This window comes from Halomonas sp. C22, from assembly GCF_007655045.1.
Taxonomy (GTDB): Bacteria; Pseudomonadota; Gammaproteobacteria; order Pseudomonadales; family Halomonadaceae; genus Vreelandella; species Vreelandella hamiltonii.
On the sequence record NZ_VBVC01000003.1, the window covers coordinates 423629 to 442935 of the forward strand.

At 60.8% G+C, this 19307-nt stretch carries 18 protein-coding genes and 3 tRNA genes; 4 read left to right on the plus strand and 17 right to left on the minus strand.

Features of this window, described 5'->3' with window-relative positions; translation table 11 throughout:
- Nucleotides 1–30: 30 nt before the first annotated feature.
- From ccmE to ccmA, 5 genes are read right to left on the minus strand one after another with little or no spacing between them, the layout of a single operon-like run.
- Nucleotides 31–540, minus strand: a complete 510-nt coding sequence (gene ccmE / locus FEU76_RS08615; protein WP_039180034.1) for a cytochrome c maturation protein CcmE — start codon at nucleotides 538–540, stop codon at nucleotides 31–33.
- The gene (gene ccmD, locus FEU76_RS08620) at nucleotides 530–784 is read right to left on the minus strand and encodes a heme exporter protein CcmD (protein WP_144982178.1); all 255 of its coding nucleotides are present in this window, start codon (nucleotides 782–784) and stop codon (nucleotides 530–532) included. The genes ccmE and ccmD overlap by 11 nt, the downstream gene beginning before the upstream one ends.
- Nucleotides 781–1524, minus strand: a complete 744-nt coding sequence (locus tag FEU76_RS08625; RefSeq protein WP_039180039.1) for a heme ABC transporter permease — start codon at nucleotides 1522–1524, stop codon at nucleotides 781–783. Before FEU76_RS08625 ends, ccmD begins: the two co-directional genes overlap by 4 nt.
- 14 nt (nucleotides 1525–1538) lie before the next feature.
- On the minus strand, nucleotides 1539–2255 hold the full coding sequence (gene ccmB, locus FEU76_RS08630) for a heme exporter protein CcmB (RefSeq protein WP_186299125.1): 717 nt from the start codon (nucleotides 2253–2255) through the stop codon (nucleotides 1539–1541).
- A 46-nt stretch (nucleotides 2256–2301) separates the two neighbouring features.
- On the minus strand, nucleotides 2302–2922 hold the full coding sequence (gene ccmA, locus FEU76_RS08635) for a cytochrome c biogenesis heme-transporting ATPase CcmA (protein WP_039180045.1): 621 nt from the start codon (nucleotides 2920–2922) through the stop codon (nucleotides 2302–2304).
- Between the two features lie 260 nt (nucleotides 2923–3182).
- On the opposite strand from ccmA, the gene FEU76_RS08640 reads away from it, so the two are divergent.
- Both FEU76_RS08640 and FEU76_RS08645 read left to right on the plus strand, forming a co-directional pair.
- Nucleotides 3183–3608: a S24 family peptidase gene (locus tag FEU76_RS08640; protein ID WP_260851382.1), complete on the plus strand. Its 426-nt coding sequence runs from the start codon at nucleotides 3183–3185 to the stop codon at nucleotides 3606–3608.
- A 29-nt stretch (nucleotides 3609–3637) separates the two neighbouring features.
- Nucleotides 3638–4255 carry an IMPACT family protein gene (locus FEU76_RS08645; RefSeq protein WP_144982184.1) on the plus strand — a complete coding sequence of 206 codons (618 nt, stop codon included), beginning with the start codon at nucleotides 3638–3640 and terminating at the stop codon, nucleotides 4253–4255.
- An 89-nt stretch (nucleotides 4256–4344) separates the two neighbouring features.
- On the opposite strand, the gene FEU76_RS08650 is transcribed toward FEU76_RS08645, so the two are convergent.
- The 3 genes from FEU76_RS08650 to FEU76_RS08660 all read right to left on the minus strand — a co-directional run bounded on the left by FEU76_RS08650 (nucleotide 4345) and on the right by FEU76_RS08660 (nucleotide 7848).
- Entirely contained in the window at nucleotides 4345–5667 is a 1323-nt protein-coding gene (locus FEU76_RS08650; RefSeq protein ID WP_144982186.1) for a sodium ion-translocating decarboxylase subunit beta, read from the minus strand.
- A gap of 10 nt (nucleotides 5668–5677) precedes the next feature.
- Nucleotides 5678–7498, minus strand: a complete 1821-nt coding sequence (gene oadA, locus FEU76_RS08655; RefSeq protein ID WP_144982189.1) for a sodium-extruding oxaloacetate decarboxylase subunit alpha — start codon at nucleotides 7496–7498, stop codon at nucleotides 5678–5680.
- Between the two features lie 92 nt (nucleotides 7499–7590).
- Nucleotides 7591–7848: an OadG family protein gene (locus FEU76_RS08660; RefSeq protein ID WP_016914835.1), complete on the minus strand. Its 258-nt coding sequence runs from the start codon at nucleotides 7846–7848 to the stop codon at nucleotides 7591–7593.
- Between the two features lie 127 nt (nucleotides 7849–7975).
- Between FEU76_RS08660 and FEU76_RS08665 the strand changes: the two genes are divergently transcribed.
- Nucleotides 7976–8947 carry a tRNA dihydrouridine synthase gene (locus tag FEU76_RS08665; protein ID WP_260851383.1) on the plus strand — a complete coding sequence of 324 codons (972 nt, stop codon included), beginning with the start codon at nucleotides 7976–7978 and terminating at the stop codon, nucleotides 8945–8947.
- Nucleotides 8948–9142: 195 nt separating this feature from the next.
- On the opposite strand, the gene FEU76_RS08670 is transcribed toward FEU76_RS08665, so the two are convergent.
- The 9 genes from FEU76_RS08670 to FEU76_RS08710 all read right to left on the minus strand — a co-directional run bounded on the left by FEU76_RS08670 (nucleotide 9143) and on the right by FEU76_RS08710 (nucleotide 16516).
- Nucleotides 9143–9219: transfer RNA gene (locus tag FEU76_RS08670), tRNA-Arg, on the minus strand.
- Between the two features lie 67 nt (nucleotides 9220–9286).
- A tRNA-Arg gene (locus FEU76_RS08675) sits at nucleotides 9287–9363 on the minus strand.
- A gap of 44 nt (nucleotides 9364–9407) precedes the next feature.
- Nucleotides 9408–9500: transfer RNA gene (locus FEU76_RS08680), tRNA-Ser, on the minus strand.
- Between the two features lie 125 nt (nucleotides 9501–9625).
- The gene (gene csrA, locus FEU76_RS08685) at nucleotides 9626–9814 is read right to left on the minus strand and encodes a carbon storage regulator CsrA (RefSeq protein WP_039180068.1); all 189 of its coding nucleotides are present in this window, start codon (nucleotides 9812–9814) and stop codon (nucleotides 9626–9628) included.
- Between the two features lie 192 nt (nucleotides 9815–10006).
- Entirely contained in the window at nucleotides 10007–11257 is a 1251-nt protein-coding gene (locus tag FEU76_RS08690; protein WP_039180069.1) for an aspartate kinase, read from the minus strand.
- 106 nt (nucleotides 11258–11363) lie between these two features.
- Nucleotides 11364–13976 carry an alanine--tRNA ligase gene (gene alaS / locus FEU76_RS08695; protein ID WP_144982192.1) on the minus strand — a complete coding sequence of 871 codons (2613 nt, stop codon included), beginning with the start codon at nucleotides 13974–13976 and terminating at the stop codon, nucleotides 11364–11366.
- A gap of 355 nt (nucleotides 13977–14331) precedes the next feature.
- Entirely contained in the window at nucleotides 14332–14805 is a 474-nt protein-coding gene (locus FEU76_RS08700; RefSeq protein ID WP_144982195.1) for a regulatory protein RecX, read from the minus strand.
- 35 nt (nucleotides 14806–14840) lie between these two features.
- Entirely contained in the window at nucleotides 14841–15902 is a 1062-nt protein-coding gene (gene recA, locus FEU76_RS08705) for a recombinase RecA (protein WP_039180074.1), read from the minus strand.
- 89 nt (nucleotides 15903–15991) lie between these two features.
- Nucleotides 15992–16516 carry a CinA family protein gene (locus FEU76_RS08710; RefSeq protein ID WP_144982198.1) on the minus strand — a complete coding sequence of 175 codons (525 nt, stop codon included), beginning with the start codon at nucleotides 16514–16516 and terminating at the stop codon, nucleotides 15992–15994.
- 123 nt (nucleotides 16517–16639) lie between these two features.
- On the opposite strand from FEU76_RS08710, the gene mutS reads away from it, so the two are divergent.
- Nucleotides 16640–19207, plus strand: coding sequence for a DNA mismatch repair protein MutS (mutS, locus tag FEU76_RS08715; protein WP_144982201.1), 2568 nt, complete (start codon nucleotides 16640–16642; stop codon nucleotides 19205–19207).
- Nucleotides 19208–19307: the final 100 nt, after the last annotated feature.

The following is a 19307-nucleotide window of genomic DNA, read 5'->3' on the forward strand; positions in this document are numbered from 1 at the left end:
GGCATTACCGAATGTTGCAGGGGTAAGCCGTTAGTAATCGCTTGCTTGTGGAACGCCCTGCTGCTCCAGGCGCTTACCCACTTCGGCGGCCTTGGCCTGGAAATCAGCGGGCGAGTAGCCAGCCTCTTCCAGTGCCTGGGCGACTTCCGGCGGCATGTAGTTTTCATCGTGACGCGCCAGCACTTTATCGGCGTAGAGTCGGCCATCGGCCTGCAGCTGGCCCACCACTACCACGCCCTGCCCTTCACGGAACAGGTCGGGCAGGATGCCGCTGTAGTAGACCTCGACGTCGTCCACGTAGTCGGTCACCGTGAACGCTACGTCCAGGCTGTCGGGGTCACGCAGTACCGAGCCTTCTCTGACCATGCCACCGGCACGAATCTGGCGGTCCAGAGGGGCATCCCCCTGGGCGATCTGTACCGGGCTGAAGAACAGATTGATGTTGGCGCGTAGCGCATACAGCGTGAGCCCCACGGCGATGGCGGTCAGCGAGACCAGCCCCAGAAAGATAAACAGCTTTTGCTTGCGTTTAGGCGTCATTGCGAACATCCCCTTGAGCAGAGTTAACCGGGTTCTGCGCAGGCGTAGCGCCATAGGGGGAAGCCGTGCGCTGCGCCTTTTCACGACGCATGCGGCGTTTGACGGCCTTGATCAACTGCCGCCGCTCCAGGCGAGCGTGCAGCAGGATCCCCAACATCAGAAGCGCAGTTACGCCCCAGGCGGCCCATACATAGAGACCGTGGCCGCCCATGGCAAAGAATTCGTTCAGCGAGGCAAAGGTCATTGGCCCACCTCCTCGGCGAGTTCACGCACCCAGCGCTTGTTGGCTTCCCTGCGCAGAATTTCACTGCGGGTACGCATCAAGGCAAGCGCAATGAAAAAGCTGTAGAAGCCCAGCACCATGATCAGCAGCGGCGCCCACATTTCCATCGGCATGGCCGCGCGCCCGGTGATGGTGAACGTGGCCGGCTGGTGCAGGGTGTACCACCAATCGACGGAGTACTTGATGATCGGGATATTGATGACGCCCACCATGGCCAGCACGGAAGCCGCCCGCGACCCGCTGTCACGGCTGGTGAAGGCGCCACGCAGGGCGATGACCCCCAGATAGAGGAACAGCAGGATCAGCATCGAGGTGAGCCGAGCATCCCACATCCACCAGGTGCCCCAGGTGGGCACGCCCCAGACGGCGCCCGAAAACAGCGCGATGAAGGTCATGGCGGCGCCCAGCGGGGCAATCACGGTGGCCAGCATGTCGGCGACCTTGATTTTCCAGACCATGAACACCAGCCCGGAAATGGCCATGGAGACAAAGATGGACTGGGCCAGAAACGCAGCAGGCACATGCACGTAGATAATGCGAAAACTGTTGCCCTGCTGGTAGTCGGCGGGTGCGAACACCAGCCCCCATACGGTGCCCACGGCCAGCAACAGCGCGGCTGCCACCCAGAACCAGGGTTGCAGCTTGGCACTGATCGCATAAAACCACTTGGGAGATCGCAGTTTGTTTATAAAGCCCCACATGGTTTTCCCATCCTTTAACCGTTAATGCTGATGCGTAGCGACGCGGCAATCGCCCAGGGTGCCAGCATGAGCGACACCGCCAGCAGCGCTCCCAGTATGGCCAGGTGAGCGGCCATCCCATCGCCCAGAATGGCGGCCTGCACCGCGCCTGCCCCAAAAATCAGAACCGGGATATACAGCGGCAGTACCAGCAGGGAGAGCAGTACCCCGCCCTTGGCCAGCCCCACGGTCAGCGCAGCGCCAATGGCCCCTATCAGGCTCAGGCTCGCGGTGCCCAGTGCCAACGACAGCGCCAGCACCCCATAGCTGCCTGCTGGCAGCGACAGCATGATGCCCAGCACCGGCGCCATCAGCGCCAGCGGCAGCCCGGTCAACAGCCAGTGCACGGCCACCTTGGCAAGCCCCAGCGCCGCCAGCGGCTGGGGGGCCAGCAGCAGCTGCTCCAGGCTGCCGTCTTCGTAATCGCTGCGAAACAGGCTATCCAGCGACAGCAGGGCCGCCAGCAACGCCGCTACCCACAGCAGTCCCGGCGCGATGCTGGCCAGCAAGACAGGGTCAGGCGAAATGCCAATGGGAAACAGCGTGATGACCAGTGCAAAAAACACCAGCGGATTGAGCACCTCACCCTTGCGCCGCAGCATCAGCGTCAGGTCGCGCTTGAGCGTGGCATGAATGGCCACTCCAAGCCCCCCCCGCGGTGTATGCAGGACCACCTCAGGAGCACTCGACAGGGCGTGTGAAGATAGGGCGTATGAACGTTGCAACGCTGACTCCTTTTTACCCCAGCTGAATACGTCTCAGCACCGATGATTCGGTCAGTGCATGGTGGGTCGTCACCAGAACACAGCCGCCAGACTGGGCATGTGCGACCAGCTGCGCTTCCAACGCCATGACACCGTGGCGGTCAATCGCCGTGAAAGGCTCATCCAGGACCCATAGCGCGCGCGGCGTCAGCGTCAGCCTGGCCAGGGCAATACGGCGCTGCTGACCAGCGGAAAGCTGCCCTGCCGGGACATCTTCAAAGCCCGCAAGACCAACCTCGAACAGCGCTTGTTCACGCTGTTTATCGCTGCCTTTTTCGCCATTGAGCGCTTGATACCACGCCAGATTTTCCAACGGCGTGAGACCCGCTTTAACACCGGGGGCATGCCCTAGATAGAGTAGGTTTGCGAGAAAATGTTCACGGGTCTGGTGCATGGGGGCACCGTTCCAGAATAGCTCGCCACGGTAGTCGGTCAGTTGGCCGGAGAGAATCTTCAACAACGTGGTTTTACCACTGCCGTTGGGGCCTTCGATGCGGACGATCTCGCCGCCCTTGATGTCGAGGTCAAGTCCTTCAAACAGCCAACGATCATCGCGTTCACAGGCCAGTTGTCGGGCTTGCAGGCACAGGCTCAAAAGACTCTCCAGACGCATTAATTTTGGGTCGAACTCTACACGGAAAGGCGCTTTCTCGCCAGTCACCCTCTGCGGCCAGGGGTCGCAGCATGACACAGCTCAAGCTCTCGCCATAAAAGCGACGCGTCAAACAGCACTAGCACTGTATGCAAAAACAGGCTTATACTGTAACCACTGTATGAATAGACACCCATTAGGCCACGTTTGTCCATTCACTCACTCGACCGCCTTGGCACAGGCGCTGCATGGGAGAACACACAATGACGATCTGCCTCGCCCCTCAGGTAACGTCTCACGTACCTTCTCAACCGCTGCCACCGTCCAACGTGCGCCAGCGCCTTGCCCCTCACCCTCACCCCCGCCAGGCAAACCAGGACGGTCAAGTGACCCGGCACAACACTTATGCCCTGCGCATTCGCGGCGACCGCCTGCAGGCCAGCCAGCTCTTCGACGGTGATCTGGTCATTATCCACCGGCATCAGCACGACACCCAGCAGGAAACGGCGACCCTGACCATCAACGATCGCCAGCTTCCCTTGAGCCATTTATCGATTACCCGCCTGGGGGTGCACTTGTGCCCCGAAGATACAGCGGTGCCCGCGCTATTCCTGCATAATGGCGACATTCAGGTGCTGGGCATGGTCATGGGCGTGGCGCACCACACCCGGCAGACTCGGCACCACTGATTCGCGCTCATGTTGGCCAGGAGTCCTGCTTGCGTTACCACGTTCCCGACATTGCCCCCGAGGCGTGGCACTCCACCGAGACCGAGGTAGAGAAAAGCCAGTTTCTGACCTGGCTATGCCACGCCCCCAGCCCCAGCGCCTTCGACGCCTTGCTGCAGGCCGCCAGACTGGCCCACCCCAATGCCAGCCACCACTGCACCGCCTTTATCGCCGGCCCACCAGGGGAGCAGACCCGCATTGGCTTTTCGGATGACGGCGAGCCGGGTGGCACGGCGGGACGGCCCATGTTCCAGGCGCTGCAAGGCAGCCAGTTAGGAGAAGTGGGCTGCGTGGTGATTCGCTACTTTGGCGGCACCAAGCTGGGCACCGGCGGCCTGGCCAGAGCCTACGCCCAGGCCGTCAATGCAGGGCTGGAAACCCTGCCCACTCGGGAAGTGATCGAACGCGACAGCTATCGGTTACGCGTAGGCTTCGCCCATGAAGCGCAGGCCCGAGCCTGGTGTGAAGAGCAGGCACTGCCTGTGGAACAGGCTGAATACGATGGGCATGGCGTGTGCCTGACCATCGGCTGGCCCAGCGATGTAGCGCTGGATATCGGCAGCCTGGAGAATCGCCTGAAAACGACCGTGGCGTTCGAAGCGCTGTAAGTAAGTTCACGGCCTGCCGATGAAAGCTCGGCAAGCCGTGCAAGGGCTCAGACTCGGGCTCAGCCCAGTTTTATCGCCAAGCACCAGTTCTATCCCAGGTACTTGATCATGACCCCGGCAGCCACCGCCGAGCCGATCACCCCGGCCACGTTCGGACCCATGGCATGCATCAGCAGGAAGTTATGCGGGTTTGCCTCCAGCCCCACCTTGTTGGCAACCCGCGCCGCCATCGGCACCGCCGAGACGCCAGCCGCGCCAATCAACGGGTTGATGGGCATCTTGCTGACCATGTTCATGAGCTTCGCCATCAATACACCCGCCGCCGTCCCGATACCAAAGGCAACGATGCCCAGGCCCAGAATCCCTAACGTCTCGAACGTCAGGAAACTGTCGGCCATCAGCTTGGAGCCCACGGACAAGCCCAGAATGATGGTCACGATATTGATCAACGCATTCTGCGCGGTGTCCGACAGCCGCTCCACCACGCCACATTCACGCATCAGGTTGCCAAAGCAGAACATGCCCAGCAGCGGCGCCGCATCCGGCAAGAACAGCGCGACGGCAATCAGCAGCATCAGCGGGAAGATCACCTTCTCAAGCTTGGAGACCGGACGCAGCTGCGTCATGGTGATCTTGCGCTCCTTCTCGGTGGTCAACAGCCGCATGATCGGCGGCTGAATGAGTGGCACCAACGCCATGTAGGCATAGGCCGCGACGGCAATGGCCCCCAGCAACTCTGGCGCCAGGACGCTGGACACATAGATCGACGTAGGCCCGTCCGCCCCACCGATGATGCCGATGGCGGCCGCCTGATTGAGCGAAAAGTCCATGACGCCCAGAGAGGTAAGCAGCACTGCACCAAACAACGTGGCAAAAATCCCGAACTGGGCGGCCGCCCCCAGAAACAGCGTACGCGGGTTGGCCAGCAGAGGACCAAAGTCGGTCATCGCACCTACGCCCATGAAGATCAGCAGTGGTGCAATGCCCGAGGCAATGGCAACACGATAGAAGCTGTAGAGCATGCCATCGCTGTAGCCCGCGCCCAGAGCAATGTCCTTGGCCACACGTAGCTGATCGTAGGCCGCCGTGTCGTGAGCGACGGCTTTCAGCACCTCACGCCATCCCTCGACACCCGCCAAAGGGTCCAGGGTAACGCCCAGCGCAGCCGCCATCTGTTGCAGCACGGCAGGCTTGGCCACCTCGATGGCCTGATCGAGCGCCGAAATGGCCAGCCCAGCTTCCGGAATATTGGCCAGGATGCCACCGAAACCAATCGGCACCAGCAGCAGCGGCTCGAATTTCTTGTAGATCGCCAGGTACAAAAGCCCCAGCCCTACCAGAATCATGACCGCCTGGCCAAGCTCCAGGTTATAGAGCCCGGAGCCTTCCCATAAGGTGATTAGTTTTTCCATACCGGTGCCCTTAAAGCTCGATCAGCGCATCGCCAACGGCGACGCTATCGCCCTCGCTGACATTGACTTTGGACACCGTTCCGGCGCTGCTGGCACGCACCTCGGTCTCCATCTTCATGGCTTCGAGAATGATCACCACATCGCCCTCAGCCACCTGATCGCCAGGGCGTACGTTGACCTTGAAGATGTTGCCTGCCAGCGGCGCATCGATACTTTCACCGCTTCCTCCAGCGCTTTCTGCCGCTCCAGCACTAGCGCCTCCACTGGCGGCAGCCTGCTCCTTGATCTCGCCAATATCGCCGCCCTGGGCCACCTCGACCACATAGGCCTTGCCGTTGAGCTTGACGGTATAGGTTTCCGGGCCGCTGTTGACCACGGTGGCAGGTACCGCCGGTTCTGCCTTGGCAGGCACGGCCGCGTTTGTTGCTGCTTGTGGCGCGGGCTCGAAGGCTTCCTTGTTGTCACGGTTCTTGAGGAACTTCAGGCCAATCTGCGGGAAGAGCGCGTAGGTCAGCACGTCATCCACCTGCCGCTCGCCTTCTGCCAGGCGCAGCTTGTCGGCACTGGCTTTCTCTTTCAGTTCCGAGGCCAGGCGCTCCATTTCCGGTGACAGGTTGTCCGCAGGGCGGCAAGTGATCGGCTCGCCACCTTCCAGCACGCGCTTTTGCAGCTCCACATTGAAGGGGGCAGGCGCTGAGCCGTATTCACCTTTCAACAGCGCCTGGACCTCCTTGGAAATCGACTTGTAGCGCTCGCCCATCATGACGTTCATCACAGCCTGGGTGCCCACGATCTGCGAGGTCGGCGTTACCAGCGGGATGAAGCCCAGGTCTTCACGTACGCGCGGAATTTCACCCAGCACGTCGTCCAGCTTGTCGCCAGCGCCCTGCTCTTTCAGCTGGCTCTCCATGTTGGTCAGCATGCCGCCCGGTACTTGCGCCACCAGAATGCGTGAGTCGATACCCCGCAGCGAGCCCTCGAATGCCGCATACTTCTTGCGTACCTCACGGAAGTAACCGGCAATGTCTTCCAGCAGCTCCAGGTCCAGCCCCGTGTCACGGTCCGTGTCCTTGAGCATCGCCACCACGGATTCGGTGGGGCTGTGTCCATAGGTCATCGACATCGATGAGATGGCCGTATCCACGTTATCGATGCCGGCTTCTACGGCCTTCAAAATGGTGGACGTCGAGAGCCCGGTGGTCGCGTGGCAGTGCAGGTGGACGGGAATGGAGAGTTCTTTCTTCAGGCGCGTCACCAGGTCGAACGCCGTGTAAGGCGTCAACAGTCCCGCCATATCCTTGATAGCCAGAGAATCTGCGCCCATGTTGGCAATGGTCTTCGCAAGATCTACCCAGCTATCCAGGGTATGTACCGGACTGACGGTATAGGAAATGGTCCCCTGGGCATGACCACCCACGGCGCGCACCGCCTTGATGGCACGCTCCAGATTGCGCGGGTCATTCATGGCGTCGAACACGCGGAATACATCCACGCCGTTGGTTTTGGCACGCTCGACGAACTTGTCGACTACATCGTCGGCATAGTGACGGTAGCCCAGCAGGTTCTGCCCGCGCAGCAACATTGCCTGCGGCGTGTTGGGCATTGCCTCTTTCAGGGCACGAATGCGCTCCCAAGGGTCTTCACCCAGATAACGAATACAGGCATCGAAGGTGGCGCCGCCCCAGGTCTCCAGCGACCAGTACCCGACCTTATCGAGCTTTTCGGCGATAGGCAGCATGTCGTCGAGCCGCAGCCGGGTCGCGAATAGCGACTGGTGGGCATCGCGCAACACAACATCAGTGATTCCTAGCGGACGTTTTACATCGTTCATGGTCGTGACTCACCGTTTAGCTTTATTGATTTGTAGTAAATTTAGCAAAATTCATTCTTGAAGAGGGAGTGTATTCGTTATCCATTCCGCCGTTAACGGCGATGCGCAGCCCGATAACGGTGCACTGCAGCACTGATCACGGCCACCACCTCATCGTCAAGGCCTGCCTGAGCAGCGGTCTGACGGCCTTTCCGCTTGGCAGCCGGTGCCACCGGTGCGGGCTGAAAACGCCCAATCAGCTTCGACATCAGCGTGACACTGACCACCAAAACCGCAAGAAAAACAAAAACAAACCCCATACCAAGCCCCATCAGGGCGAGCCCCTCCTGGAGCAACTCCGACCCTTGCATAGCGCGCTCTCCTTGTTGTGTAAGGTGGTTGGCACACCAAACGCCTCCAGCGGCGCTTGGCGGAGTAAGGGTAATACACTAACCTGCCACATCCAGCATAGAATGCAATCGCGCCATAGTGGAAGTCATGGTTGTTAATTTACTACATAAAGGCAAGATCGGCCTTGCGCCAATGGAAGGGGTCATCGACGCGCTCACCCGCGACCTGCTGACCCGCCAGCCCGGTTTCGACTGGACGGTGACAGAGTTCGTACGGGTGGTGGATACACGCCTTCCGCCCAGAGTGTTCTACAAGCACTGCCCCGAGCTCCAGCAACGCCCTGTGGCCACCCCAAGCGGTATTCCGGTGCACCTGCAGCTGCTCGGCTCCGACCCCAGCGCGCTGGCCGAAAATGCTCGCCAGGCGCTGGCGCTGGGCGCCATCAGCGTCGACCTCAACTTTGGCTGCCCAGCCAAGCTGGTCAATCGTCACGACGGTGGGGCCTCTCTGCTGCGCCAGCCCGAACGGGTCTATCAGGCCGTCAGGGCGGTGGCCGATGCCTTGGCAGGCGAGATCCCGGTAACTGCCAAGATACGCCTGGGCTTCGCCAATCGACGCCTGGCCGTGACCTGCGCCCAGGCAACCCAGGCAGGCGGCGCCGCGCGGCTGGTAGTACATGGCCGAACCCGCGATGAGGGCTACCGCCCGCCCGCGCACTGGGAGTGGATCAGCAAGGTTCGTCATCACGTGGACATCCCCGTGGTGGCCAATGGCGATATATGGACGCTGGAGGACTATTGGAAGGCGCGCACGCTGTCGGGCTGCCGTGACGTCATGCTGGGCCGCAGCGCCCTGGCAGACCCCTGGTTGGCCCCCCGCATTCGCCACTGGCAGGAAACCGGCGAGCGGCTGCCAGAAACCACCTGGGCAATGCGCGCCAGCGTGCTACAAGAGTACGCCGAGCATCAGCGTCAGCAGCTACCGGATCGCGTCGTGGTTTCTCTGGTGAAACAGTGGCTGGCACAAATGCGCCAAGGCAATGCCGAAGCCGAGCAGCACTTTCAGCGCCTGAAGCGGGTCACGGACCTGGACATACTGCTCGACAGCCTGGTGCCGTAACGCTTCGCCCTCTGGCACAGAACCCAACGCTTACGAACCAGAAGCTATCGAACCATAAACTACCGAGCAAAAAAAAAGCGCCCTTCCGCAAGATGCGGGGGCGCTTTACACGATCGCAAGATCAACGCGCGAGCCACGTCGATCAGGCTAGAAACAGAAAACCCGCCCTCTGATAAGAGAGCGGGTTTTGGAATCTGGCGCGCCCGGGAGGATTCGAACCTCCGACCACCTGATTCGTAGTCAGGTACTCTATCCAGCTGAGCTACGGGCGCTTGACAGTCATGCTTTTATCGAAAAGCAATGAAACTACTGTAACATCAAAACCTTACGTTTGCAACTTGGCGCGCCCGGGAGGATTCGAACCTCCGACCACCTGATTCGTAGTCAGGTACTCTATCCAGCTGAGCTACGGGCGCGTATCGAACGATGCTACGTATCAAACAATGCTACATGGTGCGGCTGGCGGAGAGGGAGGGATTCGAACCCTCGATAGGGCTATAAACCCTATACTCCCTTAGCAGGGGAGCGCCTTCAGCCACTCGGCCACCTCTCCTCAACAGCACGGCGCGAATGTTACCGATTATGAGGGCTGGTGTCCACCCCTGTGCCGATTTTTTTTCGCGCCGACCTGATAGTTACCGCTAAAGCGCCCTTTGTGAGCGCGACACTGGCGGCCATTTATTCTGCTTCGCTTTCGCTATTACGTTCACGCTGAATGCGCTGATAGATCTCTTCACGGTGTACCGCGACATCTTTTGGTGCGTTCACACCAATGCGCACTTGATTACCTTTCACACCTAACACTGTGACGGTGATTTCATCACCGATCATCAGCGTTTCGCCAACGCGGCGGGTTAGGATGAGCATGGCTGATCTCCTTCTCAGACGTTTTTATACAACGGGATGTGTCCGCCGGTGGCGTCACCACGCCATTATGCGGCATGGTGACCCCTGCCACCAATGGCTTTAACCCTATGACACCTTAACCTCCCGTTGAATGGAAGCCCACCACCACTCGGTAGCGAGTACCTTCAGCGTAGAAGGTTTGAGGGACAATTGTTATTCAGATTCGATATCGGCCTTGTCCAAGCCGAATGCCTTGTGCAAGGCATTGACCGCAAGTTCCATGTGTTTTTCGTCGATCACCACGGAAATCTTGATCTCAGACGTCGATACCATGCGAATATTCACGTTCTCTTCGGCCAGCACGCGGAACATTTTCGATGCCACGCCAGCATGCGAGCGCATACCTACGCCCACCAGCGACACCTTGGCAATGTTGTCGTCACCGCGCAGTTCGCCGCCGCCGAGATCGGGAATGACGGTCTCTTCCAGCAGCTTCTTGGTGGCCTTGTAGTCACCTTTTGCTACCGTGAAAGTGAAATCGGTGTAGTCACCGGCCGGTGCTACATTTTGGACGATCATGTCCACTTCGATGTTGGCGTCGGCAATGGGGCCCAGGATTCGAGAGGCAACGCCGGGCACATCGGGCGTGTGCAGCAGGGTCAGCTTGGCTTCGTTCTTGGTAAACGCGATACCGGAGATTAGCGGTTCTTCCATAGAGTCCTCGTCTTGGTCAGAGTCTGCAACAATCAGGGTGCCAGGGCCATCTTCAAAGCTCGACAGTACCCGTAGCGGTACGTTGTACTTGCCAGCGAATTCCACCGCGCGAATCTGCAGCACTTTGGAGCCCAGACTGGCCAGTTCCAGCATTTCCTCTACCGTGATGCTCTCCAGGCGCTGAGCCTTGGAGCAGACGCGTGGGTCCGTGGTGTAGACACCGTCCACGTCGGTATAGATCTGGCACTCATCGGCTCCCAGGGCCGCTGCCAGCGCCACGCCAGTGGTGTCCGAGCCGCCACGTCCCAGCGTGGTGATGTTGCCGTTTTCGTCCACCCCCTGGAAACCAGCGACCACCACGACCTTGCCAGCATCCAGATCGGCTTTCAGATCATCGGTTTCGATACGCTGGATACGCGCTTTGGTATACGCGCTATCGGTATGAATGCCTACCTGTGCGCCGGTATGGGACGTTGCCGAGACGCCAATATGCTGCAGCGCCATGGCCAGCAGAGAGATGGTGACCTGCTCGCCTGTCGAGAGCAGCATATCCATTTCACGCGGGGCGGGGTCTTCGTTCAGGGCATGCGCCATATCGGTCAGGCGGTTGGTTTCGCCACTCATCGCAGAGACGACGACGACGACCTGGTGCCCCTGGTCACGAAAGCCTTTGACCTTTTCCGCCACGGCTTTGATACGGTCGACAGAGCCCACCGAAGTGCCGCCGAACTTCTGTACGTATAGTGCCATATGCCGTTTTTCCTTTACGTTCGGGAATGGAGGGTGAATGTTGTTATTGCCAATTTTCCTGACGAACAAAAAGGCCGGCAGCAAATAATGCCACCGGCCTTCCTTTTTAGCTAAGCGTGTTTTCCAACCAGGCCGGAACGCTATTCAACGCTCCTGGCAGCGCATCGGGCTGGCTACCGCCCGCTTGAGCCATATCGGCACGACCGCCCCCTTTACCGCCGACCTGGGAGGCCACATGGTTGACCAGCTCGCCAGCCTTCACACGGCCAGTCAGATCGTCCGTGACGCCCGCAATCAGGCTGACCTTGCCAGCATCGGCATCGGCCACGCCCAACATGATGACGCCCGAGCCCAGCTTGTTCTTGAGCTGATCCAGCACGCCGCGCAAGTCCTTGCCAGAGACGCCTTCGAGCTGAGTGACCAGCAGCTTCACGCCAGCCACTTCCTGAACCTGGCTGAGCATGTCGCTACCTGCCGCGCTGGCCAGCTTGGCCTTCAGTTGCTCCAGCTCTTTCTCCAGGCTGCGGTTGCGATCGACCAGCGATTCCACGCGCGCTTCTACCTGCTCGGGCTTGGTTTTCAAACGCTCACCCAGGCGCTGTACTCGGGCCTCCTGCTCGCGGAAGTACGCCAGCGCGTTTTCTCCGGTGATCGCCTCGATGCGGCGTACGCCGGAGGCAATACCTACTTCGCTGACCACATGGCAGCAGCCGATGTCGCCACTGCGGCTTACGTGAGTACCGCCACACAGCTCGATGGAGAAATCGTCGGCACCAATGGTCAATACGCGCACGTTGTCGGCGTATTTCGCCTCGAACAGTGCCGCCGCGCCTTTGGCCTTGGCATCGGCCAGGCTCATCTGCTCGATCTTCGTCGGGGCATTGGCCAGGATCTGAGCGTTGACGATACGCTCCACTTCAGCGAGCTGATCAGCGGTCATCGGCTCGAAATGGCTGAAGTCGAAGCGCAGGCGCTCGGCGTTGACCAGCGAGCCTTTCTGCTGAACGTGATCGCCAAGCACCATACGCAGCGCTTTGTGCAGCAGGTGGGTCGCCGAGTGGTTGCGAATGGTCGCGCTGCGCAAGCTGGCGTCCACTTCACCGCGTACGTGGGCACCCACGCTCAGCGAGCCTTCCACCATCACCCCCTGATGCAGGTGATGGCCGCGCTGCTTCTGAGTATCGGTGACCTGGAAGCGGCCACCATCGACGTGCAGGTAGCCCGTGTCGCCCACCTGGCCGCCGGACTCGCCGTAGAATGGCGTGCGGTCAAGCACCACGGTGCCCTTCTGGCCCGCTTCCAGGGCCGCCAGAGCATTGCCTTCGCTGTCCACGAGCGCCGTCACGGTGGCCCGATCTTCCAACTGCTCGTAGCCGGTAAACTGCGTCTCGCCTTCCAGTTCGATGGAGGCGGTGTAGTCGGCCCCGAACTGGCTGGCGGCACGCGCGCGTTCACGCTGCGCTTCCAGTTCACGCTGGAAGCCTTCTTCATCCAGGGTGACTTCCCGCTCGCGGCACACGTCGGCGGTCAAATCGAAGGGGAAACCGTAGGTATCGTACAGCTTGAACACGGTCTCACCGGGCAGCACGTCGCCTTGCAACTCTTCCAGCGCAGCATTCAGCAGCCCCATGCCATGATCCAGCGTACGGGCGAACTGCTCTTCCTCTTTCAGCAGCACGCGAGCAATCTGCTCGCTGGCCTCACGCAGCTCGGGGTAGGCATCGCCCATTTCGGCATCCAGCGCGCTCACCAGCTTGTGGAAGAACGGCTCGGCCGCGCCCAGCTTGTGGCCATGGCGAATGGCGCGACGGATGATACGACGCAGTACGTAGCCGCGCCCTTCGTTGGAAGGCAGCACGCCGTCGGCAATCAGGAAGGCGCACGAGCGAATATGGTCGGCAATCACACGCAGTGATGGCGTCGTCGTGTCCAGATGCCCGGTCGCCTTGGCCGCGGCTTGCAGCAGGTTCTGGAACAGGTCGATCTCGTAGTTGGAGTGCACGCCCTGCATCACGGCCGCCACGCGCTCCAGCCCCATGCCGGTATCGATCGACGGCTTGGGCAGCGGGTGCAGCGTGCCATCGGCTGAACGGTCGTACTGCATGAAGACCAGGTTCCAGATTTCGATGAAACGGTCACCGTCTTCCTCAGGCGTTCCGGGCGGGCCACCCCAGACTTCCGGGCCGTGATCGAAGAAGATCTCGGAGCATGGGCCACAGGGGCCGGTGTCGCCCATCTGCCAGAAGTTGTCCTTGGCACCAATGCGCGCAATGCGTTCGCGTGGCACACCAATCTCATCGGCCCAGATGGCGTAGGCCTCGTCATCTTCGGTGAACACCGTGACCCACAATTTTTCGGCAGGCAGCCCCAGACGCTCGGTCAGGAACGTCCAGGCAAAGCGAATGGCATCACGCTTGAAATAGTCGCCAAAGCTGAAATTGCCCAGCATTTCAAAGAAAGTGTGGTGGCGCGCGGTGTAGCCGACGTTATCCAGATCGTTGTGCTTGCCGCCAGCACGCACGCAGCGCTGCGCAGATGCCGCACGAACGTAGGGTCGCGGATCTCGGCCTAGGAACACATCCTTGAAGGGCACCATGCCCGCATTGGTGAAGAGCAGCGTCGCGTCGTTGCCCGGCACCAGGGAGCCGGTGGGCACAACGGTGTGCCCCTGCTGTTCGAAATAATCGAGAAAGGCCTGTCTGAGTTCTGCGCTTTTCATAGGGTATCCGTGACAAGAAAGCGTGATGCCCCAGGGCGCTGTCGCCGCTACCCGCTGGGGTCGCAAAACGCCCATTATAACGCAGTTGTCAAACGACTAAAGCCGCAGATAGTGGCAGAGCCCCTAATGACACAATAAATAGAGGGCGGGTGGCACGATAATTTAGAGGTAAGGAACCGCGTGGTGAACAGCCTTGAGCGGGCTTATAAACAGCCCTGAGCGGGGTTATAGACAGCCCTGAGCGGGGTTATAGACAGCCCTGAGCGGGGTTATAGACAGCCCTGAGCGGGCTTATAAACAACCCTGAGCGGGGTACTAGACAGCCCTGAGCAGGCAGATGAACCCCCTGAACGGGTTAAGAAGAGGGCGACAAACAGGAGATTGCATAGCGAATTTGCTCGAAATCGAAGCCACGCCCGGCCAGAAAACGTTCTCGCTTGGCGCGCTCCTTGGGCGTCTCGCCCGGCGAGCTGAAGCGGCGCTCCAACGTTTGGCGGGCCAGCTCGAACCAGTCCACGGCTTCGCGCGCTTCCACCGCCACCAGCGCAGCGGCAAAGGTTTGCGCATCGACACCGCGCTGGCGCAGCTCTCCCTTGATGCGAATCACTCCCTGTCCGCGAGCGATGCGTGAGCGGATGAAGCTTTCGGCAAAACGCTCGTCCGACTGCAGCGCCTGCTCGGCCAGCGCATCGAGGCAGGCGCTGATCTCGTCAGCCTCGAAGGCCTTTTGCTCGAGCTTGCGGGCCAGCTCGGCGCGGGAGTACTCGCGCCGAGCCAGCCACTGAATCGCCCACTCCCTGGGCGAAGCATCGGCTTTAGCAGAAAACATTCACGTCTCCTGCCCGGCAACGCCAACAGCCTGGTTCAAAGCAGATCGTCATCACCCTCGGCTGCCACATCTGCTGCAGGGGCTTCTTCTTTCTTCGGCTCTACCTTGGCCAGCAGTTGCTCACGGATTTGAGATTCGATCTCTTCCATGATCTCGGGATGCTCTTCCAGGTACTGGGCCGCATTGGCCTTGCCCTGGCCGATCTTGCTGCCCTTGTAGCTGTACCAGGCGCCCGCCTTGTCTACCAGGCTGCACTGCACGCCCAGGTCGATGACTTCGCCTGCGTGATAAATGCCCTTGCCGTAGAGAATCTGGAACTCTGCCTGGCGGAACGGCGGTGCGACCTTGTTCTTCACGACCTTGACGCGGGTTTCGTTACCCGTGACTTCGTCGCCAGACTTCACGGAGCCCGTACGGCGGATATCCAGGCGCACGCTGGCGTAGAACTTCAGGGCATTACCCCCGGTGGTCGTTTCGGGGCTGCCGAACATCACGCCGATCTTCATGCGGATCTGGTTGATGAAAATCACCAGACAGTTGGCGTTCTTGATGTTACCGGTGATTTTACGCAGCGCCTGGGACATCAAACGCGCCTGCAGGCCCACGTGGGAATCACCCATTTCGCCTTCGATCTCGGCACGGGGCGTCAGCGCCGCCACGGAGTCGATGATGATCACGTCCACGCCGCCCGAGCGGACCAGCATGTCGGTGATTTCCAGCGCCTGCTCACCCGTATCGGGCTGGGAGACCAGCAGGTCGTCCAGGTTGACGCCGAGTTTTTCGGCGTAGCTGGGGTCCAGCGCGTGCTCGGCGTCCACGAAGGCACACACTTTGCCCTGCTTTTGCGCCTGGGCAATGACTGACAGGGTCAGCGTGGTTTTACCGGATGACTCTGGGCCAAAGATTTCGACGACACGACCAAACGGCAGCCCGCCGATGCCGAGCGCAATGTCCAGCCCCAGCGAACCGGTGGAGACAGACGGCATGACGACGCGAGGCGCATCGCCCAGACGCATGACGGTGCCCTTGCCGAACTGACGATCGATCTGGCTGAGTGCCGCGTTCAGCGCTTTTGTGCGGTTGTCTTCCTGAGCCATGCAGAGATTCCTCATAACAAGCTGTATAATTAGCCAGTAGTATGCCAAAGATCAGCGATGAAACAAATCCTCGGCGGCAACTTTAACGATTATTTCTTGGCGGCCAGGGCAGAAAGCCGAGCGACCAACCCTGCCAGAGCTTCACGGACCGCCTGCTCGCGCACCGCCTGGCGGTCACCTGGAAAATGAAAACGCTCTGCCTGCTGGCTCTCGGCATCGCCCCAGGCCAGCCACACGGTGCCCACCGGTTTCTCCTCGCTACCGCCTTCCGGCCCGGCAACCCCGCTGACCGCTACGGCCAGGTCGGCACCGCTGTCACGACAGGCGCCCGCTACCATGGCCCGCACGACCGATTCACTGACCGCGCCATGGGCTTCCAGCAGCGCAGGCTCGACCCCCAGCAGGCGAGTCTTGGCAGCGTTGGAGTAGGTCACATAGCCTGCGGTGAAGTAAGCCGAGCTACCGGCCGTGGAGGTAATGGCGCTGGCAATGCCACCTCCCGTGCACGACTCGGCGGTGGTCACTTCGACGTGCAGCTGCTGGCAAAGCCGCCCAAGTCGTTGAGCCAACAGTGATAAATCGAGATTCTTGAGACTGGAAACACTGGGGGCCATGGTGACTCCTTCATGTAAGACCTTAGGGTAGCGTAGAATACTGCGTTTAGCTTTCTCAACGAAATTGCCCAACGAACATGCCGCATGCCGTTCAGGTCTGCGCCACGCTCAATCAGGACGCTCATGTCACAGGCCAGCCCCGCCCATACGCCGATGATGGCGCAGTATTTGAAAATCAAACGCGAGCACCCCGAGGTATTGCTGTTCTACCGCATGGGGGACTTCTACGAACTGTTTTTTGACGACGCCAAACGGGCAGCAGCGCTGCTGGATATCACCTTGACCCAGCGCGGTCAGTCGGGCGGCAAGCCGATCCCCATGGCAGGCGTGCCTTATCACAGCGCCGAGGGCTACCTTGCCAGGCTGGTAGCGGGTGGCGAATCGGTGGCCATTTGCGAGCAAATTGGCGACCCCGCCACCAGCAAAGGCCCTGTCGAGCGCCAGGTGGTGCGCATCGTGACCCCTGGGACGCTGCACGACGAGGCGCTGCTGGATGCCCGCCGCGACAACGTGCTGGTGGCCGTGGCCCCGGGCAAGGAAGGCTGGGGGCTTGCCTGGCTGGAGCTTTCCAGCGGGCGCTTCAACGTGCTGGAGGTAGAGAGCGAGGCCGAAATGCTGGCCGAGCTGACCCGCCTGTCACCTGCCGAACTGCTGGTGCCTGAAAGCCTTTCGCTGCCCGACGCCTGGTCGCAAAAGCGCAGCCTGCGCCGCCAGGGTGAATGGCTATTCGACCTGGAAAGCGCCACGCGCAGCCTGTGCGACCAGTTCGAAGTGAGCGACTTGCGCGGGTTTGGCTGCGCGCATCTCTCTACCGCTTTGGTGGCCGCAGGCGTCTTGATCGACTATGCCCGAGACACCCAGCGCTCGCGGCTGCCCCATGTCACGTCCATCAGCGTGGAGAATCGCGACGACGCGGTGGTGATCGACGCGGCCAGTCGCCGCAATCTAGAAATCGACATCAACCTCGGCGGCAACGGCGACAACACCCTGGCCAGCGTACTGGATACCTGCGCCACCGCCATGGGTTCACGGTTGCTCAAACGCTGGTTGAACCGCCCCCTGCGCCAACGAGACATCGTCGAAGGACGCCAGGCGGGCGTTGCCCTGCTCTCCATCGATGCCGCTTACATGAGCCTGCGCGAGACGCTGAGCGAGGTAGGCGACGTGGAGCGGATTCTCGCCCGGGTTGCCCTGTACAGCGCTCGCCCACGTGACCTGGCAAGACTGCGTGACGCCCTCGCCACGCTGCCTACCCTGGAAGCGCTGCTGGCCGATATCGATACCGGCAGCGCTCTGGACGGCCTGACACCGAACATCCGCCCCTACCCGACGCTGGCCGATACGCTCAGCCGAGCCCTGGTCGACAACCCACCGGTGGTGATTCGTGACGGCGGCGTGATTGCCGATGGCTTCGATGCCGAGCTGGATGAACACCGGGGCATGGCCGAGAACGCGGGCGATTACCTGGTCCAGCTCGAACTGCGCGAACGCGAGCGCACCGGCCTGGCCAACCTCAAAGTGGGTTACAACCGCGTCCATGGCTACTTCATCGAGCTGCCCCGCTCCCAGGCCCAGCAGGCGCCCGCAGACTACATTCGTCGCCAGACGCTGAAAAACGCCGAACGCTTCATCATTCCCGAGCTGAAAGAGTTCGAAGACAAGGCACTGTCCGCCAAGTCACGCGCACTGACCCGAGAGAAATGGCTCTACGACCAGCTGTTGGCCACCCTGAATGAGCAGCTGCATGCCCTGCAAGCCACCTCGCGGGCCTTGGCCGAGCTGGACGTGCTGTGCGCCTTTGCCGAACGCGCCGAGGCGCTCAACTGGGTGCGCCCACAGTTGGTAGAGACCACGGGCATTACCATTACCGCGGGCCGCCACCCGGTCGTGGAGCAGGTCAGCGACAAACCGTTCGTGCCCAACGACGTCATGCTGACGCCTGAACAGCACATGCTGATCATTACCGGCCCCAACATGGGGGGTAAATCGACCTACATGCGCCAGACGGCACTCATTGCCCTGTTGGCGCACAGCGGCAGTTTCGTGCCTGCCGATGCCGCCGAGGTTGGCCCCGTCGATCGTATTTTCACCCGTATCGGCTCCTCCGATGATTTGGCAGGCGGGCGCTCCACCTTCATGGTGGAAATGACCGAAACCGCCAATATCCTGCACAATGCCACCGAGCACAGCCTGGTGCTGATGGACGAAATCGGGCGCGGCACCAGCACCTTCGACGGCTTGTCGCTGGCCTGGGCCAGCGCCGAACATTTGGCCCGGGCCCGTGCACTGACGCTGTTCGCGACGCACTACTTCGAAATGACCGCGCTGCCCGAGCAGGCCGAGGGGGTGGCCAACATTCACCTGACGGCTACCGAGCACGGGGATGGCATCGTCTTCATGCACCGCATCGAAGCCGGCCCCGCCAGCCAGAGCTACGGGCTACAGGTCGCTCAACTGGCCGGGGTGCCAGGGCCGGTGATTCGTCGCGCACGGGAGAAGCTGATGACGCTGGAACAGCGCGACGTGGACACTCAGCAGCGGCCCTTGTCAGGCTCCCAGGCGCCTCAGCAGAACGACCTGTTTGCCAGCGCGCCACATCCGGTGGTGGACGCACTGACCAGCACTGACATCGACGATTTATCACCACGCGAGGCGCTGGATCTGCTCTACCAGTGGCGCTCTATGCTGTAAACACGGGTGAGATTGATGCCTGGCGCTTGCCGCCATGGGGCAGCACTACTAAAATGGCGCCACATTTAGCTTATAAAAAACGGCTAATCTATAACCATTC

What these genes read in the sequence shown, in the direction of transcription:
- ccmE (WP_039180034.1), bottom strand. Translation starts at nt 540, where the DNA reads ATGACGCCTAAACGCAAGCAAAAGCTGTTTATCTTTCTGGGGCTGGTC.
- ccmD (WP_144982178.1), bottom strand. Translation starts at nt 784, where the DNA reads ATGACCTTTGCCTCGCTGAACGAATTCTTTGCCATGGGCGGCCACGGT.
- FEU76_RS08625 (WP_039180039.1), bottom strand. Translation starts at nt 1,524, where the DNA reads ATGTGGGGCTTTATAAACAAACTGCGATCTCCCAAGTGGTTTTATGCG.
- FEU76_RS08640 (WP_260851382.1), top strand. Translation starts at nt 3,183, where the DNA reads ATGACGATCTGCCTCGCCCCTCAGGTAACGTCTCACGTACCTTCTCAA.
- FEU76_RS08650 (WP_144982186.1), bottom strand. Translation starts at nt 5,667, where the DNA reads ATGGAAAAACTAATCACCTTATGGGAAGGCTCCGGGCTCTATAACCTG.
- oadA (WP_144982189.1), bottom strand. Translation starts at nt 7,498, where the DNA reads ATGAACGATGTAAAACGTCCGCTAGGAATCACTGATGTTGTGTTGCGC.
- FEU76_RS08660 (WP_016914835.1), bottom strand. Translation starts at nt 7,848, where the DNA reads ATGCAAGGGTCGGAGTTGCTCCAGGAGGGGCTCGCCCTGATGGGGCTT.
- FEU76_RS08665 (WP_260851383.1), top strand. Translation starts at nt 7,976, where the DNA reads ATGGTTGTTAATTTACTACATAAAGGCAAGATCGGCCTTGCGCCAATG.
- csrA (WP_039180068.1), bottom strand. Translation starts at nt 9,814, where the DNA reads ATGCTCATCCTAACCCGCCGCGTTGGCGAAACGCTGATGATCGGTGAT.
- FEU76_RS08690 (WP_039180069.1), bottom strand. Translation starts at nt 11,257, where the DNA reads ATGGCACTATACGTACAGAAGTTCGGCGGCACTTCGGTGGGCTCTGTC.
- alaS (WP_144982192.1), bottom strand. Translation starts at nt 13,976, where the DNA reads ATGAAAAGCGCAGAACTCAGACAGGCCTTTCTCGATTATTTCGAACAG.
- FEU76_RS08700 (WP_144982195.1), bottom strand. Translation starts at nt 14,805, where the DNA reads ATGTTTTCTGCTAAAGCCGATGCTTCGCCCAGGGAGTGGGCGATTCAG.
- recA (WP_039180074.1), bottom strand. Translation starts at nt 15,902, where the DNA reads ATGGCTCAGGAAGACAACCGCACAAAAGCGCTGAACGCGGCACTCAGC.
- FEU76_RS08710 (WP_144982198.1), bottom strand. Translation starts at nt 16,516, where the DNA reads ATGGCCCCCAGTGTTTCCAGTCTCAAGAATCTCGATTTATCACTGTTG.
- mutS (WP_144982201.1), top strand. Translation starts at nt 16,640, where the DNA reads ATGTCACAGGCCAGCCCCGCCCATACGCCGATGATGGCGCAGTATTTG.